Annotated in this window: 13 protein-coding genes; all 13 read left to right on the top strand. The window is 49.3% G+C overall.

Translation table 11 applies throughout. From position 1 onward, the window contains the following. Positions 1-21 precede the first annotated feature (21 nt). The 13 genes from FHS19_RS15650 to FHS19_RS15705 all read left to right on the top strand — a co-directional run bounded on the left by FHS19_RS15650 (position 22) and on the right by FHS19_RS15705 (position 17,474). Positions 22-1,335: an ABC transporter substrate-binding protein gene (locus tag FHS19_RS15650; RefSeq protein ID WP_183582685.1), complete on the top strand. Its 1,314-nt coding sequence runs from the start codon at positions 22-24 to the stop codon at positions 1,333-1,335. A gap of 87 nt (positions 1,336-1,422) precedes the next feature. Beyond that, positions 1,423-2,304, top strand: coding sequence for a carbohydrate ABC transporter permease (locus FHS19_RS15655; RefSeq protein WP_183582686.1), 882 nt, complete (start codon positions 1,423-1,425; stop codon positions 2,302-2,304). Further along, the gene (locus FHS19_RS15660; RefSeq protein ID WP_183582687.1) at positions 2,305-3,117 is read left to right on the top strand and encodes a carbohydrate ABC transporter permease; all 813 of its coding nucleotides are present in this window, start codon (positions 2,305-2,307) and stop codon (positions 3,115-3,117) included. A 490-nt stretch (positions 3,118-3,607) separates the two neighbouring features. Next, positions 3,608-3,841 (top strand): DUF6199 family natural product biosynthesis protein, encoded by a 234-nt coding sequence (locus tag FHS19_RS35670; protein ID WP_376771883.1) that lies wholly within the window; start codon positions 3,608-3,610, stop codon positions 3,839-3,841. 247 nt (positions 3,842-4,088) lie between these two features. After that, positions 4,089-4,520 (top strand): hypothetical protein, encoded by a 432-nt coding sequence (locus tag FHS19_RS15665; protein WP_183582688.1) that lies wholly within the window; start codon positions 4,089-4,091, stop codon positions 4,518-4,520. A 334-nt stretch (positions 4,521-4,854) separates the two neighbouring features. Next, entirely contained in the window at positions 4,855-6,231 is a 1,377-nt protein-coding gene (locus FHS19_RS15670) for a UDP-N-acetylmuramoyl-tripeptide--D-alanyl-D-alanine ligase (protein WP_246426578.1), read from the top strand. Positions 6,232-6,561: 330 nt separating this feature from the next. Beyond that, entirely contained in the window at positions 6,562-7,050 is a 489-nt protein-coding gene (locus FHS19_RS15675; RefSeq protein WP_183582689.1) for a hypothetical protein, read from the top strand. Between the two features lie 910 nt (positions 7,051-7,960). Continuing rightward, entirely contained in the window at positions 7,961-11,374 is a 3,414-nt protein-coding gene (locus FHS19_RS15680; protein ID WP_183582690.1) for a rhamnogalacturonan lyase family protein, read from the top strand. A 293-nt stretch (positions 11,375-11,667) separates the two neighbouring features. Then, on the top strand, positions 11,668-12,144 hold the full coding sequence (locus FHS19_RS15685) for an NUDIX domain-containing protein (protein ID WP_246426654.1): 477 nt from the start codon (positions 11,668-11,670) through the stop codon (positions 12,142-12,144). A gap of 81 nt (positions 12,145-12,225) precedes the next feature. Continuing rightward, a complete protein-coding gene (locus FHS19_RS15690) occupies positions 12,226-12,480 on the top strand; it encodes a cold-shock protein (RefSeq protein ID WP_183582692.1) in 255 nt (84 codons plus the stop codon). A gap of 459 nt (positions 12,481-12,939) precedes the next feature. Then, on the top strand, positions 12,940-13,947 hold the full coding sequence (locus tag FHS19_RS15695; RefSeq protein ID WP_183582693.1) for a LacI family DNA-binding transcriptional regulator: 1,008 nt from the start codon (positions 12,940-12,942) through the stop codon (positions 13,945-13,947). An 87-nt stretch (positions 13,948-14,034) separates the two neighbouring features. Then, the gene (locus tag FHS19_RS15700) at positions 14,035-15,789 is read left to right on the top strand and encodes an L-fucose isomerase (RefSeq protein WP_246426655.1); all 1,755 of its coding nucleotides are present in this window, start codon (positions 14,035-14,037) and stop codon (positions 15,787-15,789) included. A gap of 11 nt (positions 15,790-15,800) precedes the next feature. Beyond that, positions 15,801-17,474 (top strand): ribulokinase, encoded by a 1,674-nt coding sequence (locus FHS19_RS15705; RefSeq protein ID WP_183582695.1) that lies wholly within the window; start codon positions 15,801-15,803, stop codon positions 17,472-17,474. The last annotated feature ends 95 nt before the right edge of the window (positions 17,475-17,569 follow it).

Here is a 17,569-nt window from a genome sequence, read left to right on the forward strand (position 1 = left end):
TAACGATGGAGGTGTTCATTCATGATGAAACCCGCATTACGCACGTTTGGCAAAATGATGACCGTGGTCGGACTCGTCTCCATGCTCGTCCTTGCAGGCTGTTCGTCCAACGACGGCGGCGCGGCGAGCGGTAAGATCAGGCTGCAGGTTCCCGACGCGGCGATCTGGGGCGAGGAAAGCTCAGCCCTTCAGGTCATGTACGACAAATTCTCGGCAGACCATCCGGACGTCAAGCTGGAGCAGGTGACGATGGCCGACGACCAGGCGATGTCCGCGGCGCTGGCGGCTGGCAAGGCGCCTGACCTCATGCTCATGGATCCGTCTTTGGCCAAAGAAAGATTCAAATCCGGTTACGTAGAGCCGTTGGATAAATATTACGACCAATACGGCTGGGGCCACGACATGTTCGGGTGGGCAAAGAACGCCTACGTCGAAGGCGGCAAGACGATCGGCGTACCCTGGAACTATGAAGGACTCATTCTCGTTTACAACGGTACAATGTTCAAGGAAAACGGCTGGGCCGTTCCGAAAAACTACGGCGAGCTCTTGAGCCTTGTGCCGGAAATCAAGGAAAAAGGCATCATGCCGTTCGCTTGGGGCTCTTCGGACAACCCGGGCGTCGACGACTGGTGGGTCACGAGCATTGTCAACAGCATTCTGGGCAAAGAAGGCACAAAGCAGCTTTATTCCGGCGACGTGAAATGGAACGATCCGGCGATCGTGGACGGCATCAAGCGCTACGACGAGTTCTGGAACGCCGGTTACGTGACGGACAAAAAATCGCAAGCGATTTCGCAGGAAGACAGCAGCCAGCTGTTCCTGAATTCGAAAGCCGCGATGAGATTGGACGGTACGTGGAGCTTGGCTGCCGACAACGAACCCGACTTTGACATCGGCTTCGCGCCGTTCCCGAGCTGGAAGCAGGACGGCGAGCCGATCATCCCGCTCGGCGTGGGCGGCGGCCTCGTCATCAACGCCAAGTCCGAGCATAAGGATGAAGTCGCCGAGTTGCTGAACTACTTCTTCAACCCCGACGTCGTCAAGACGATGGCAGAGCACGGCATTCCTGAGCCGATCCAGATGGATTACGCCCAGTTCGACCTGAAACCGAACGTGGCCAAGGCGCTCAACCTGATCTCCGAAGCGGAGAAGACGGGACGAACCGGTTACGTCGCTTGGTCCTATGGTCCTCCGAGCGTTGTTCAGGTGCTGGAATCCGATTTCGCCAGCGTGTATTTGAAGAAAACGACGCCGGAAGCTTGGCTGGACAACCTCCAGAAGCTGAAGGAGAAAGACTTCGCGGATAACCGGATTTTTGGACTGGATAAATATTAAACGACTGAACGGCCGAAGTCTTTCCACGCTCAAGGTGAGAAGGGGGCCTTCGGATATCGGATATCGCGTTAAAGGAGATGATGGGCGGTGATAAAACGTTCGCGTCTGGTTCGATGGAAAGGATGGCTGTTCATTCTTCCCGGGTTGTTGTTTCATATTTTCGCCGTCACCATCCCCGCGATGCTGTCGCTTTATTTACCTTTCACGGAGTGGAACGGCATATCCATGCCCAAGTTCATCGGAATCGAAAACTTCGTAGAAGCGTTTCAAGACCGTATCGTCGGCGTCGCGTTCCTCAACAACGTTAAATGGATGCTGTTCTGGGTGACCATTCCGATTATATTCGCTTTCGGGCTCGCCTACCTGCTATCCAAAATCAAGCGGGGTCAAACGGCTTACCAATCCATCTTCTTCTCGACTTCGATCATTACGGTGACCGTCGCCGGCCAAATTTGGTTTTGGTTGTACAACCCGTTCAGCGGCGTCAACTTTTACTTGGATAAAGCGGGTCTCGGTTTCCTGGAGTGGCCCGGACTAACGATCCCGTCGTTTGCGCTCGTCTCCGTGCTCATAGCCGACATGTGGCGCGGCTTTGGCGGCAACGTCATCTGGCTGCTCGCGGCGCTCACGCAAAACGACAAATCGATCGAGGAAGCCGCGAAGCTGGATGGAGCGGGACGATTCCGGATTCTGTGGAACATCGTGCTCCCGCAAATCCGCCCGACGCTCGTCGTCGTGACCTTGCTTACCGCACTCGGCGCGTTCGGCGCGTTCGAGATGGTGTACGTCATGACCGGAGGTGGTCCGGCCCACGCTACGGAGACACTATCGACTTACTATTACTCGCTCAGCACGAGGGGACAACGAGCGGGGTACGGCTCTGCGATCGCCTTGTTCCAAATGTTTATCGCCTTCATCCTGATCGCGGTTTACGCGTATTTAAAGAAGAAGAAAGGGTGGGATGTGTAAATGAAGCTCAGGTTCAATTGGCGGCATATTCCCCTGTTGATCGTCACGGCGTTCTCCCTTTTCCCGATGCTCCTTCTGCTCATGAATGCGTTCAAGAAAAAGGCCGAAATTTCGAAAAATCCCCTGGGTTGGCCGAAGTTTTGGACGTTCGAAAATTTTTCGATGGCTTGGGAGCAGGGCCATTTCGACGTCGCCTACATGAACACGCTCATCATCACCGGCATCACCGTCGTGCTCGTATGCGTGCTGTGTGGCTTCGCGGCCTACGGCTTGACGTTCATGAGCACGCCGGGGTCAGGCTTGTTCCTCGCATATCTGTTCATCACGATGAGCATGCCGATCGGCTTCATCCCGATTTTCTTCATGGAAATCAAGCTAAACCTGATCAATACGTATTGGGGCGTCATCATCCCGTTCGTCGGAGGGGCGTTCGCGTTTAACGTGTTCCTCTTGCGGGCATTCATGCTCGGCATACCGAAGGACCTGCTCGAATCGGCGAGGGTCGACGGCGCAAGCTCGATCGGCACGTTCTTCCGGATCATTCTGCCGCTCGCGAAGCCCGCGTTCGTTGTCGTCGCGATCTTCACGACGCTGTCGTCTTGGAACGAGATTTTCCTCTCCAACGCGATCCTGCAGACGGATACAATGAAAACGGTGTCGGTCGCCTACTTGAACTTTACGAGCAAGTACAACACGAACTGGGCCCTCATGGCCGCCGGGGGCGTCATGACCGTCGTTCCGATGGTCGTTCTATTCCTCCTTATGACGAAGAAATTCGTCAGCGGAATGCAAGAGGGCGGCGTAAAATTTTGATTCGGCGGTAAAGGCGCTTCGGACACGTTCCGGAGCGCTTTTTTCTTGCCGTGAATTAACACGATTTCGGGATTAAAAGTGCGGCTGTTGTCGCATTCTGATTCCATAGAAACTGGAAGCCGACATCGTGGAGGATCTCTTCTTCGGATCGTTCAAATATGTTGTTCAGTTACCAGGAATATAAGGCAATGGGTTATTTCGTAAGGATAATGGGGGATAGCTAACGGGCAGGATAATTTAGTTAGCCGGAGACAATTTTGATTGTGAAGTAAGCATGCAATAACCATACCCAATATAAAGTGTTCTTGCGCGGGCTGAAGCTTGCTTCACAGCCGACCCAGTGATAAAGAATGTTGAAATCCTACGATTGAACGGGTTTATGTGAGATAACCCCTTAAAAACAAGGGGCAGACGATATTCCTTATTAATTTATACATTGGTATATTGATGGTATTTGAACTAATGTATAAATTAGGGAAAGGGATGATGAATGGTGCCGCCAGAAGTAAAAATAATTTCTATAGGAATTACTATTTTTCTTGTACTTTGGACTGGAGCCGCTTTGTTCGCCACTATAAAACCAAAAACGTTTTGGAGTTTAACCCAAGGATGGAAGGCAACACGTGAACCTTCAACTGCCTATTTTATATTTTCTCGAATTGGAACTGCAATATGTGCAATCTTAGGTCTTATATTGTTAATCTCACCATATTTACACAAATAAGTTATAACTATCCGGAATTACGCTAACGGGGAACGATAGTTGAATAAACGACCAAGACGAAGCTGCCGGCGCGTATCGGTAGCTTCATTACGCTAACGGGCAGGTTTGTTCCAATATGTGGTGTATTTAAATGGGGTAAATTGGTATATCTTTGGTTATAGGAAGTCAACTGCTCCCCCTATACATGACGCAACTTAAAGTGGACCATAGTTACCTAATTAAGAATCCAGTTTAAGGGGGAAAACTGATGCGCTACTTTCTCATGATAAATGCTCTGAGCGCTATCTTTGCATTATTACCATTTATAATGAGTGAAATGTTAGTTAATGTCTATAGAATAAATCGAATTACTGGCGTTGAAATTGCAGTTATAGATAGGGTTAATGCAGTTATCGGTCTTCTATGCTTTTCCTTTTCAATCATAACGTTTGTGTTCATGATAAAAAAACGATTTCTCCCCTCTAAAAAGACTAACTTATTTTCCTCCATAATCTGGGTTCCATATTACTGGCTATACATTAGTATTTTTGCATCCCAATTTCCAATAACGAATCCGGCGGATAAAGCTAATCCTGCTTCCGGATTCATTATCATTGCAGGATTATTACTCTATCCGATCATATTGGCTGGAATGAATGCTATTGCTTTATTGTTAAAGAGTCACAACTCTTTAAGCTAACGTGAACCGATAGCTTAATAAAAACAAGAAGCCAGCCGATCACTTTGACCGGCTGGCTTTATTAAACTAACGGGCAGGATAGCGCAACAGCGTGTATGTGTAAGAACATCAAGGTGTTGGGAATCCTTACTGAATACATGGAGGTCATCGTATAGAGATGACCGGCAGACTTTTCACAACTAAAGGGAGGATAGTTGATTAAGAACCACACTTTAACAAAAAAACCATAGTGATGGACCTTTTGATCTCTTCTTACACGTGTCATTATCAAGATTAAGGCAGTTCTGTTAGGGTTTAAAGCACTGATTTAAAAATTGTATTTAATTGGGGGGCAATGATGATTACTCATGAACTCAAAGTTATTGAACGAATGTCTGAAGGCGATGGGTTATCTTTGGAGTTTAAGGGACTATTGATTGAAGGAGTGTCTATTGACTCCAGAACGGTAAAGCCAGGTAATTTATTTGTCCCCATTATAAGAGAGTTAGATGGACATAATTACGTTAATGAAGCAATATCTAAAGGAGCAATTGCGTCCTTTTGGCAAAAGGATCACCCCAATCCTCCAGGTCATCTACCGTTAATTTATGTAGATGATTGCTTAGAAGCTTTACAAAAATTAGCGGCACAATATCGACAAGAATTACAAGTCAAAGTTATTGGTGTTACAGGTAGTAATGGTAAAACAACTACAAAAGAGATGCTAAATTCTGTTTTACAGACAAAATTTCGAGTTTATAAAACAGAAGGAAACTTAAACAGTCAAGTAGGTGTTCCATTAACGATATTAGGGATAAATAAAGATGCTGAAATTGCAATAATTGAGATGGGGATGAGTGAAAGAGGGCAAATGGAGCAACTTTCTCGTATTACCAACCCTGACATAGCTGTAATTACAATGATAGGTGTTTCCCATCTATCAAGCCTCGGCTCCAGAGAAACAATAGCAGCAGCAAAGTTGGAAATCGTTACTGGTCTAAAGAATGGTGGATGTTTTGTTTTCAACGGTGACGAGCCATTATTGACTAAAGAAATCTTCAAAATTAAAAAAAATAGCTCATTAGAAACCATTAGTTTTGGTCACGGGGATTTTAATGATGTGATTGTCGAGAGCGCACTATCAAACTCCAATGGTTCCCAATTCTCTGTTGCAAACGATCATTATTACCTTCCACTTCTCGGTGCCCATAATATTAATAATGCGCTTGCTACAATAGCCATTGCTCTAAGGTTGGGCTTAAATTCTGCTGAAATAAATGAAGGATTTCTTCATTTGAAATTGCCTGATATGAGATTGGAGAAGATCATTTCACCATCGGGATTCACCATAATTAATGATGCATGGAATGCTAGTCCGGATTCGGTAAATGCAGCAATTAAGACTTTTCAAGAGCTGACGGGTTATAATGATAAGCATTTAGTCATTGGTGATATGCTTGAACTTGGTGATCATGAAGAAGAGTTCCACCGAGTCATTGGTAAAAACCTTGATCCGGATAAAATAAACTATATTTATACATTCGGTGATCTTAGTTACCATATTGCATCAGAAGCAATAAAGAGATATCCAACAGGTGCTGTAAAAACATTTAAAGATAAAATGGGGTTGGCAAATGCACTAAACCAAGCAATTAAGAAAAATGATGTGATTTTGTTAAAAGCATCAAGAGGGATACAGATTGATTCAATTATCCCATTCTTAGTGAAGTAATCACTTTAATTCAACAAATAGAGGAGCAGTCCTGCCGGCGGCAGCTGCTCTATTTTTTACGCTAACGGGCAGTTTTACGCAACACCGCATTGATAGCATATATCGTGGTAAAATGATACATTAATAAAATTTGAAATTGAAAGGGGGGATGTCAGTGGAATCACTGATAATTACCTCTATACCCGAATGGGATCAAACCTCCATCATAGCTACGTTGTGTGAAAATGAACAGGTTAACGTGTTACAGCAGAGCTTTCTTTGAAGGTCATTGGAACCGGATACCCGATTGAGCAGACCACCAAACAACTTGTTAAGTGATTGGAGGATGGTATGAGGAAAATTGATTGGATCAAAGTCATTCTAGCATTGTCGTTATTCGTAAATGTTTTTTTATTTATGAATCATAAACATGATAACCGAAATCAAGAATTGAAATATGAGATATTGAATGCATCCATTTATCGAGATCTAGCTCAACTTGAAGCAACGATACAGGATCAAAAAGATCATAATTGGAAAAATGAAGCTCTTGTTGTCCAGAAACTGGATGATGCTATGGAATCAATTATTATGCGCATAGGAATGGAAAGAGAAGACGATAAGGAAACGCTCCTATGGAAATTACACGATTACATGAAAAAGATCGTGGTTGGTGATGGAACTTTATCTTTAGATATTAGTCTAAACGATAAGCAACGTGCCGATTACATCTATTTAGGCGAGAAGCTGCGTTCTAGCGGGTGGAGTTTTAATAGAAGGTTTGATACAAACTGGGATAATTTTTCATTAAAGTTACAAGAGCTCGTAACGGAGTCATAGACAGAACTGCTTGTACGGATACAATCCAGGCAAATGCGGCTGCTTCGATCCAGATCGGTGTACTTCGATACGCTAACGGGTACGATAGCTAAATAAAGAAGGTTGAAGGCAGCCGTCTATTTTTGACAGCTGCCTTTACTTAATTTTAAGGACAGATGGCATAAACCCTACTGTCATGAAAACGAAAATACACATGTTCCTCATCATCTATGACATAAGCAATCCGTTTCCAATGCTTCAAGGTCATATAAAACGAATATAAATCACTACCACATCCGGCAGCATTCGAAGCCAATAATAGACCTGTGAAAATCCCTCCATAGACAAGTAAATAATACGTTACAACGAAGGGCGGTCTACCGTAGGGAAACCATCTAAGTGGGATTTGAATCAACTGCGTTTTTTAGGCCTGTTTCGCTTCCGATTGGATGCCGATGTCTGGATTAAAGAGGTAATCAGCGGACTTGAGGTACGATAACAAAAGACTTTCCCGCACAGGGTGGAAACTTTTTCGATATCGTCCGATCTCAACTCGGAATCGAAATGAAGTAAGGATGATCCTCCTCTGGGGAGATCATAACGACGAAAGTATAAAGGGTCAGACCAGGGCAGAAAGAGGAAAACAAGAAATCGGGTTTTTGAACAAAAAATGACTGTTTTTTCAATATTCAACTCAGATTATTGAAACTATAATGTAAAAAGAATTTTCATCATGTATGATTCGCTCCGATCGACAATCTCTTGGATTACGGGTTACAAAACTGAAAAAAGGGGGGGAATGGGGTTATATTGATTATTTTGTAAGCGCATTCAAAGTATAAGTCTTTTTATTTTTTCATTATCGTTGTTTCAGGAATGTATGCAAACTAAAAACCCGACAGTTCAAATCTCTTAAAGGAGGAAAGAAAAAATGCGAAAGTCACAGCACAAACTCGTATCCCTGGCGCTGGCCATGTGCCTGTCGCTGTTCGCCTTCAGCGTCCCTGCCGAGGCCGATGATACGGCGACCAGTCTGCGCCCGATGGAGTACCTGACACGCGGCTTGGTCGCCGCCCAGGTCCCCAGCGGCATTTTCCTGAGTTGGCGCTTCCTGGGAGACGAGCCCGATGGCCTCTCCTGGAACGTCTACCGCAAAGACGGTGACGCGGGCTTTGTGAAGATCACCACCATCACTCCCCGCGATGTACAGCCCGAGAGCAACTACGAGACAAACCCTGGAATTGTGAAAGAAAACGTCACCCCGTCTAACTACACCGACCCGGACGGCCTCATAACATCCATCTATGAGGTGGCGCCGGTCATCCATGGCGTTGAGGGGTTGAGGCAGGGCATGTCCGTACCCATGTTGTCGGCCTTGGCGGGAAGCTCGGGGCAGGCCAACAGGGGCGCCGTGCAATATATCCCGATGAAACCGGCCCCGGCTCCGGTGCCGCTCGCGCACTTCATCTACCGAGACTACAGGTTTGGCCCGGGTACCAATCTAACCACGGCTAACATGGTTATCCCCGGTACGGGCGGCCAGAACTGGTACGTTGTCGATATGGATTTGCTCAGGGCTTTCCGCGAACCCCATGACAACAAGACCCCGGTCAGCGTTACGGACCTGAGCGGATGGGTCGACAAGCTCAACGGGTACAACCATGAAACCTGGCAGCCGACCCATTCCCTCGGGACTGATGGAATCATCAGCGACGCCCTGTTCGCCGAGCTGGAAGCCAAGTTCATAAAATACGTCGAGGATCTGGACTACGGCACCAAGCTCCCTTACGCGAAAACCAGCACCGGCGCGATATATACGTCACAAAGCAGCCCCTACTCCACCCACGACATGACGGTGGGCGATTTTGACGGCGACGGTGAATACGAGATCGTCGTGAAGTGGCGCAGTACCCAGCAAGATCCCATGTATTCCGAACCGATATTTGGTGGCAGTAATACCACAACCGCTCCCGAGTACATAGACGTGTACAAGCTGGACGGCACGCTGCTGTTCCGCGTCGACATGGGCTATAACGTAAGAGCGGGCAACGACCATGAGACCACCTTGTTCTGCCAAGACTTTGACGGTGACGGCAAGGCTGAGCTGATGCTCAAGACCGCACTAGGAACCCGTATTGGCAACTGGGACGAAGAGTCGCAGTCCGTCATTTATCCGGACACTCTCAACACTGTCGTGGGCGGCGATGACGGCCTGAATGCCACCACGGACAAGTTCAAGGAATACTTCGCCACCGGCAACGAACAGGCCCTCGATACCTACTGGGCGCTCCTTAACAGCTTCACCATCTCCTACCGTAGCCCGATAGCCGGAGGTGGTAACGACGGAATCAATGATCCGGCCGTAAAACGGTGGATCAAGACATACCACGTCGGCCCGATCGGCCCCGCCAAAGACGACCAGGAATTTTTCTCGGCCTTTAAGTGGGACCCCGACACTGGCAAGGGCGTGCTCGTGGACAGCGCCAAATATCCCTTCCCCTACGAGGGCAGCGTCGACGGCGAGAACTGGGCCATGACGGCCGAGACCCAGCGCGGCAATTTCTCTTATCTGGCATTCCCCGGCCCCGGCGCTGGTAGTTCTTCGAGTGATTATAAAGCGCAGATCATGGCCGAGAAGGAGGCATACTGGCTTGAGCATCCCTGGAAGGCGGCCGTGTGGGGAGACGCGCAGGGCAACCGCGCCAACCGCTACGTCGGCGTCGTGGCCGCCCTTGATGGCGTTAACAACTACGCCGTCTCCCAGCGCGGCTACTACGCAAGGACGACCTTCGCCGCCTACAACATTGTGGACGGAAAGGTAAACCTTCAGGCCTGCTTCGACTCCGCTGACCCGCGGTACTGGGCCTTGGGCGGCACCGCCTACGACTACCAGAACCGCGGCAACCATCAGACCCAATCCGCCGACCTCGACGGCGACGGACGGGATGAGATCGTGATGAAAGCCATGGTCCTCGACCTGAACGCCGATAAGACCATGATCCTGCCCAAGGTAGTCAACGGCGACATCATGCCGACAATCGAAGGGCAGAACAGCATCCCTCCGGTTGCTAACAGCTTTGAGTTCGCCACTGACGCGGTCCGGAACAACAAGCTGAATGTGTGGGCTCCTCTCCGCCATGGCGACCGCAGCGCGTTGCTTCCGGTCGATAAGGACAACAACATCCGCATGTGGTCCGGCAACGAGGAGCACTTGCTGGACGACATACGCAACGGCAGGCAGTATGGATGGCTGCCCGGGCCGGAGGCTCACGACCCGATGAAGGGCAAGCGGCTGAACGAGCAGGGCGAGATCATCTATGAAAACTCACTCATCTTCGGCGTATACGCCGGTAGCGACGCCGAGGGTGCGGTGGCCGGCAACTTCTCTAACCGCTGGCCCGGCGCCCAGGGATACTCACAGAACGGCGCCAGGAGCATGATCACCGGCGAGCTCCTGAACGGCAGCAGAAACTTGGGCAGTGGCCAGTACGCCATCTGGTTTGGTGGCGGCCTGACGGCCATGGCCGTCAGCAGCGCCACTATCAGCACGGTCAACGACCAGACCTTCGAGACATCCTCATATCTCGCGACCGACCTTACGTCGACCGGCAATAAAAACACACCTACACTCAAGGCCGACATGTTTGGAGACTGGCGCGAGGAGCTCATTCTCCGGGCCAGCAATAACCGTCTGGCCATCGTCACGACCTTGTCGCCGACCGAGTACGGCATCCGCACGCTGATGCATGACCCGATGTACCGCAACGGCGTGGCCAATAAGAACACCGGCTACGATCAGATGGGGTTCGCCAGCTTCTATCTGGGCGACGAAGCTGAGCTGCCCACCATGAGGACCGATATCGCTGTTCCGACGATGGCCCCCAATGCCCAAATCCAGGTTAGTGTTCAAAGCGTGACGGCGAACGCAATCGGGATCGAATGGGCCCCAATCTCAGGCGCTACTTCCTATACCCTGTACAGGGACGGTGTGAAGATCGATAAAATCACCAGTACGAGCTATCTTGACAAGGGCCTCGAGCAGGGGAAAGAGTATAGCTACACCGTGACCCCGAGCGACGATGTGAACTCAGGCGTGGGATCTCTCCCGCTGCATGTCACGACCAAGACGGCTACCGTCAAGGCTTCGGTCAAGAAGCTCAAAGGCAACCAGAACGGTCTGACGATCACGGTCACGGAAAACAATCTCGAGGGAACCCCGACGAATTACACGGAGAGCTACAGCATCAACAACAACGCCGTCGCTACCTATGTGGTCGGTCCGTACGAAGTCTATGTCGATACCAAGAGCAACACCCAGGTCCGTGAGTGCTACATCGTGAAGTAAAACTCCAAGAGACCGGCACAACAAATTAAAAGCAATCGGAGGGCGGCGCGATGGCGCCCTCCGATGCGTACATATCAAAAGAGAATAAAGTTATAGATCGAAAAATAAAGTGTTAGACTCGGCAAATAAAGTATTAGACTGACAATGCTTCATTAAGCTAACGGGCAGTTATGCTTAATAATCGCCCTTCTTTTGTTAAAGGTAATTCGAATAAAACCATAAGTTTTAATTATTTAGCACTATAATGGTTATGGGTTATAATTTACCATAAATTAGTTGGTGGAAGTGTGGAGATGAATGTCTCTTGTACTGCAGCTGGTTTAATTGTAGAAGATGGTCATGTTCTTCTTGTAAAAGTTACTTATGGAGCAAATAATGGGCGCTGGATGTTACCAGGAGGTTTTGTTGACGAAGGAGAAACATTTCAGGAAGCCGCAATAAGAGAAGTGCAAGAAGAAAGTGGATTGACAGCCAAAGTAAAAAGCCTTCTTGGTCTAAGAGATGGGATTAGAGCTCTTCCGAATGGTAGTGAACACGGAATATACTTAGTATTTGAAATGGAAGTAACTTCGGGTACTGTTTGTATCGATGGTTATGAGGTTGCTGAAGCTAGATTTTTACCTGTAGAAGAAGCATTGCGAGATCCTTTGGTAATCGATTTAACGAAAGAAATGATACTTGGATATCGTTTGAATAATAATGGGTTGCGTCAACTGCAGAAAGCAGTCCAAACTAACAATAGCTGGACTAAATATGAAGTATTAACTTGAGATTCTATTGAGGCATTAAGCTATTGGATACGATAGCCGAATTCCAGTGATAATTTAATAAGCGACAAAGGAGGTCCCGATATGGGGGAAAGACGATGGGGTATTGTCAAATGGTTCAAAGAAGATAAAGGTTACGGGCGGATCATGTTAGACGGCCAGGACGGTAACCATGTATTTGTTCACTTTAGTGATATCCTACCAGACCCAATTAGGTTACCAAACGGTTTTCGGTTTCTTAAAGAGGGCCAAAAAGTTGCATTCGAGCTATTTGAATTTCCGAGCATAGCGGATTCCCAGCGAAGGACAGCTAAGAATGTGAAAATTTTAGAGGATTGAAGCATCGTGACATGGGTTCTCGGTAAAGAGATAAATATTAAACGCACCTGTTTTACCCAAGAATTTCTCAGCATTTACAATTATAACGGACATGGCACAAAAAGAAGATATAGAGACTATTAAGGACCCTCTAGCAAATTATCTCAAAATAAAATTTTATAGCGATCAAATTTCGAACAATACGATGTAGTTATTAATAATTATACCTTCCAGAAAATAGTATAGGGAGAATCATTGCCTTGCTAGGTAAGAGGATACGGATAAAGATTACAAATTTATGTTAATGATTCTAAGCTTGAAACCTTCTATGGCAAATACCCATACCTTCACTAATTTATGTTAATTTAATTATCAAAAAATGGGTTGACAGGAAGGCATATCATCTTGTAATCTGTACCTGTAATCGTTTACGTAATCGATTACATAGTCATAAAGCTCAGGTTTCGAGGTGAAAGATGTTTGTCTAAAGCAACGATTAAACAAGTGGCAGCAGCAGCTGAAGTATCAACGGCGACCGTTTCCCGGGTCCTAAATGAAAGCGATTACGTCAGCGAAGAAATCAGGGAACGGGTTATGGCTGCAGTCAATCGGCTCAATTATCAACCAAGCGCGATTGCCAGAAGCCTGAAGCAGGATAAGACGTTCATGATCGGCGTCATCATTCCCGATATTTCTAATCCTTATTTCATGGGAATATCCAAAGGTGTCGAGGATGTTGTGGGACCCGAAGGATTCCAGCTGATGTTCTGCAGTTCCGATGAGAATCCGGAGAAGGAGAAACGTCTGCTGAAGCTTCTGCAGGAGAAGCGGGTGGATGCGATCATGCTCGCCACTTCCGGCGGGAATGATCTGATGATTAAGCAGTTGGCTGAATCCAGGCTGCCGATTGTCCTTGTGGACCGGAAGCTGGATTCGGATGAAGCGGGACAGAATCTGGACCTGGTAGCGGAAGATAACACGGAAGGTGCTTTGCGTCTGACGACCCGGCTGCTGCAGGACGGTCATGTGAGAATCGGGGTCGTTAATGGACCGACAAGATCCAGTACCGGACGGGAACGGTACATGGGCGTCCTGAAGGCGATGAAAGAGTACGGATTGAAATCAGAACCCATCGTGTACAACGGTGATTTTTCGACGGAAGACGGAGTTCGTGCCGTAAGAAAGTTCATCAGTGCCGAGAAGCCCCCGACCGCGATCATTTCCCTGAACAACCGGATGAGTCTAGGAGTGCTGCTGGAAATCGTCCGCAGCGGGCTGAGAATCCCGGGGGACATGGCGGTAGCTTCCTTTGGGGAAGTGGAAGCGGGTCCTCTACTTAAGGAATCGGGTCTTTATTATATCGACCAGCATCCTTATGATATGGGAGTAAAGGCGGGAGAAATTTTGCTTCGCCGGATTCGTGATGAGGAAGCAAAGCCTATACCGGTTTATGAAATCTTCAGTAATGAGGTCAACCGGCTTTCTTGAAAATGTGATCGAGCGATAATGAAAAAAGGAGAGGCTGCAAACGTGAAGGGCAATGACGCACCACTCTGCAATCGATTGCAGAGTGATATGCCTAAGATCGGAATTCGTCCGGTCGTGGATGGGCGCAGGGGCGGAATCCGCGAATCATTAGAGGAAGTGACGATGGATATGGCGCGCCGAACGGCGGCTTTTTTGTCGGACCAATTGAGACATAGCAACGGGCTGCCCGTGGAATGCGTGATCGCGGATACCTGTATCGGCGGGGTCGCTGAAGCCGCCCGTACCGAAGAGAAGTTTGCCAGGGAGAATGTTGGATTGACGATTTCCGTTACTCCTTCCTGGTGTTATCCGATGGAGACGCTGGATACACACCCTACCCGGCCGAAAGCCATCTGGGGATTCAATGGAACGGAGCGTCCGGGGGCGGTATACCTTGCCGCCGCACTCGGTGCGCATAATCAGAAAGGTCTTCCCGCATTCTCCATTTACAGCCGCGACGTCCAGGATATCGGCGATACGGAGATTACCCCGGATGTGCAGGAGAAGCTGCTTCAGTTTGCCAGATCCGGCCTTGCCGTTGCTGCAATGAAGGGCAAATCGTATTTATCCATGGGCACGGTGTCGATGGGCATCGCAGGCTGCATTGTGGACGAAACCTTCTTCCAGAAGTATTTGGGCATGCGAAATGAATACGTGGACATGACGGAATTCGTCCGCCGGATGGAGCTGGGCATTTACGACCACGAGGAATATGAGCGCGCTATGACGTGGATCAAAGAAAATTGCAAGCCGGGAGCCGATGTAAACCCGGAGCATCTGAAGCGCACGGTTGAACAGAAGAAGCAGGATTGGGAGACTGTAGCGAAAATGGCACTGATCGCACGCGATCTAATGGTCGGAAATCCCAAGCTCGCAGAGATGGGTTACGGCGAGGAAGCGCTGGGGCACCATGCCATTGCTGCAGGTTTCCAAGGCCAGCGGGCGTGGACCGATTATTTCCCCACAGGAGATTTCATGGAGGCCATTCTGAATTCTTCCTTTGATTGGAACGGAATTCGTGAGCCGTATATCCTAGCCACCGAAAATGACAACCTGAACGGCGTTACAATGCTGTTTGGCCACCTGCTGACGAACGCCGCACAAGTGTTTGCCGATGTCCGTACGTACTGGAGCCCTGAGGCAGTTAAGCGGGTAACGGGGCGGGAGCTTGAAGGCAGAGCAGCGGAAGGTGTGATCCACTTAATCAATTCCGGTCCTGCCGCGCTGGATGGCACGGGAAGACAGTCCATAGACGGGGCACCTGCAATGAAGCCGTTTTGGGAGATTTCCCAGGAGGAAGTGCAGGCTTGTCTTGATGCCGTCAAGTGGTGCCCGGCCATTGATTTTTTCCGCGGTGGCGGTTACTCCACGGATTTCACGACACGGGAAGGAATGCCAGTAACGATCGCCAGAATCAACCAGGTGGAAGGAGTCGGACCTGTGCTGCATTTGGCGGAAGGATACACGGTTGAACTGCCTGATGAGGTCCATGATGTGCTGGATCAGCGGAGCAATCCGACATGGCCGACTACATGGTTTGTGCCGAATCTGACAGGCGAAGGGCTGTTTAAGGATGTATATTCGGTTATGAGCAACTGGGGCTCCAATCATGCTGCCATGAGCTATGGGCATGTCGGCGGCGATTTGATGACACTGGCTTCGATGGTAAGGATTCCGGTATGCATGCATAATGTACCGGATGAACGGATATTCAGGCCGACCGCCTGGACGGCATTCGGAGGAATGGATCCGGTTGGAGCAGATTACCGGGCTTGTACCGCTTACGGTCCGTTGTATAAATAGGAGGAGGTCAAATGAAACGGCGATATGCGATTGGTATCGATTACGGCACCGAATCGGGAAGAGCCCTGCTCGTAGACCTGTCTACGGGCGAAGAGGTGGCCACCCATGTTACGCCTTATCCCCACGGTGTCATTGACGAAGAATTGCCGGAAACAAGTGAGAAGCTCGGGCATGATTGGGCGCTGCAGCATCCGAGAGATTACATAGACGTATTGCGGCAATCGATTCCGGAGGTACTCTCGCAATCGGGGGTGCAGCCCGAGCAGGTGATCGGCCTCGGCATCGATTTTACTGCCTGTACGATGATGCCGCTCGATAGCGAGGGGACGCCTTTATGCTTGCTTGCGGAGTGGAAGGATAATCCTCACAGCTGGGTAAAGCTCTGGAAGCATCATGCCGCACAGGATGAGGCCAACCGGATCAACGAAGCAGCTGCACAGAGGAAGGAGAAGTTCCTTCCGCGTTATGGCGGCAAGCTCTCCTCGGAGTGGATGCTGGCCAAGGCATGGCAGATTCTGAATGAAGCACCGGATGTATATGGACATACGGATTTATTGATGGAAGCTGTGGATTGGGTCGTCATGCAGATGACGGGGGAGCTGGTACGGAACAGCTGCACCGCGGGCTACAAGGCCGTATGGCATAAGCGCGACGGCTTCCCGTCGCGGGATTTTCTGAAATCGCTTGATCCGGGATTGGAGCAGCTCGCGGACACCAAGCTGAGAGGACCGATCAAGCCGCTGGGCACAAGAGCCGGAGGTCTGACTGACGAAATGGCCTCCTTGACAGGGCTTATTCCCGGTACGGCAGTCGCTGTCGGCAATATCGACGCCCACGCGATGGTGCCTGCCGTCGGCGTCGTCACGCCAGGGAAGCTGGTTCTGACCATGGGCACATCAACCTGTCACCTGATTCTAAGCGACAATGAAGTTCATGCCGAAGGCATTGCCGGCGTTGTGGAGGACGGAATCCTCCCCGGTTACTATGGTTATGAAGCCGGGCAATCCGCTGTAGGAGACATCTTCGCCTGGTATGTGAATGAAGCGGCACCGATTGATGTAAAGCGCCAGGCTTTAGAAGCGGGCATGGGGATCCATGAATGGCTGGAGCGCGAGGCCGCCAAGCTGAGTCCGGGCGCAAGCGGACTGCTGGCCCTCGATTGGTGGAACGGCAGCCGGTCCGTATTAATGGATGCCGACCTCAGCGGAGTGATCGTTGGGTTGACGCTTCAGACGAGGCCGGAGGAAATGTACAGAGCGCTGCTCGAAGCGACTGCCTATGGAACCCGGGCGATCATCGATGCTTTTACCCAGGGTGGCGTTGAAGTCGATGAACTGTACGCTTGCGGAGGATTGCCGCAGCGCAACCGGCTGCTGATGCAGATCTACGCCGACGTGACCGGAAGGGAGATCAAGATTGCCGACACAACCCAGACTGCGGCCTTCGGGGCGGCCATGTTCGGAGCTGTGGCCGCGGGCACGGAGAAGGGCGGCTTCGGCAGCATTGTGGAAGCAGCGGAAAAAATAGCGCGTGTTCGTAAGGAAACGTTCAAGCCGATTGAGGCCAATGTTCGGATCTATGACAGGCTGTACAGCGATTATAAAGAACTGCATGATTACTTCGGAAGAGGCGGCAGTGATGTAATGAAACGATTGAAGGCCATGAAAACAAACAACTCCCGCTGAAGTTTCCGCTAATATTTTTCACTAAAACTGCAATCGATTCCACACCTTGGATTGAGGAACATTTCGTACAATCCCGAGCAAAAAGACTTGATAAG

The organism is Paenibacillus rhizosphaerae (genome assembly GCF_014192015.1).
In the GTDB taxonomy this organism is placed as follows: Bacteria; Bacillota; Bacilli; order Paenibacillales; family Paenibacillaceae; genus Paenibacillus_AQ; species Paenibacillus_AQ rhizosphaerae.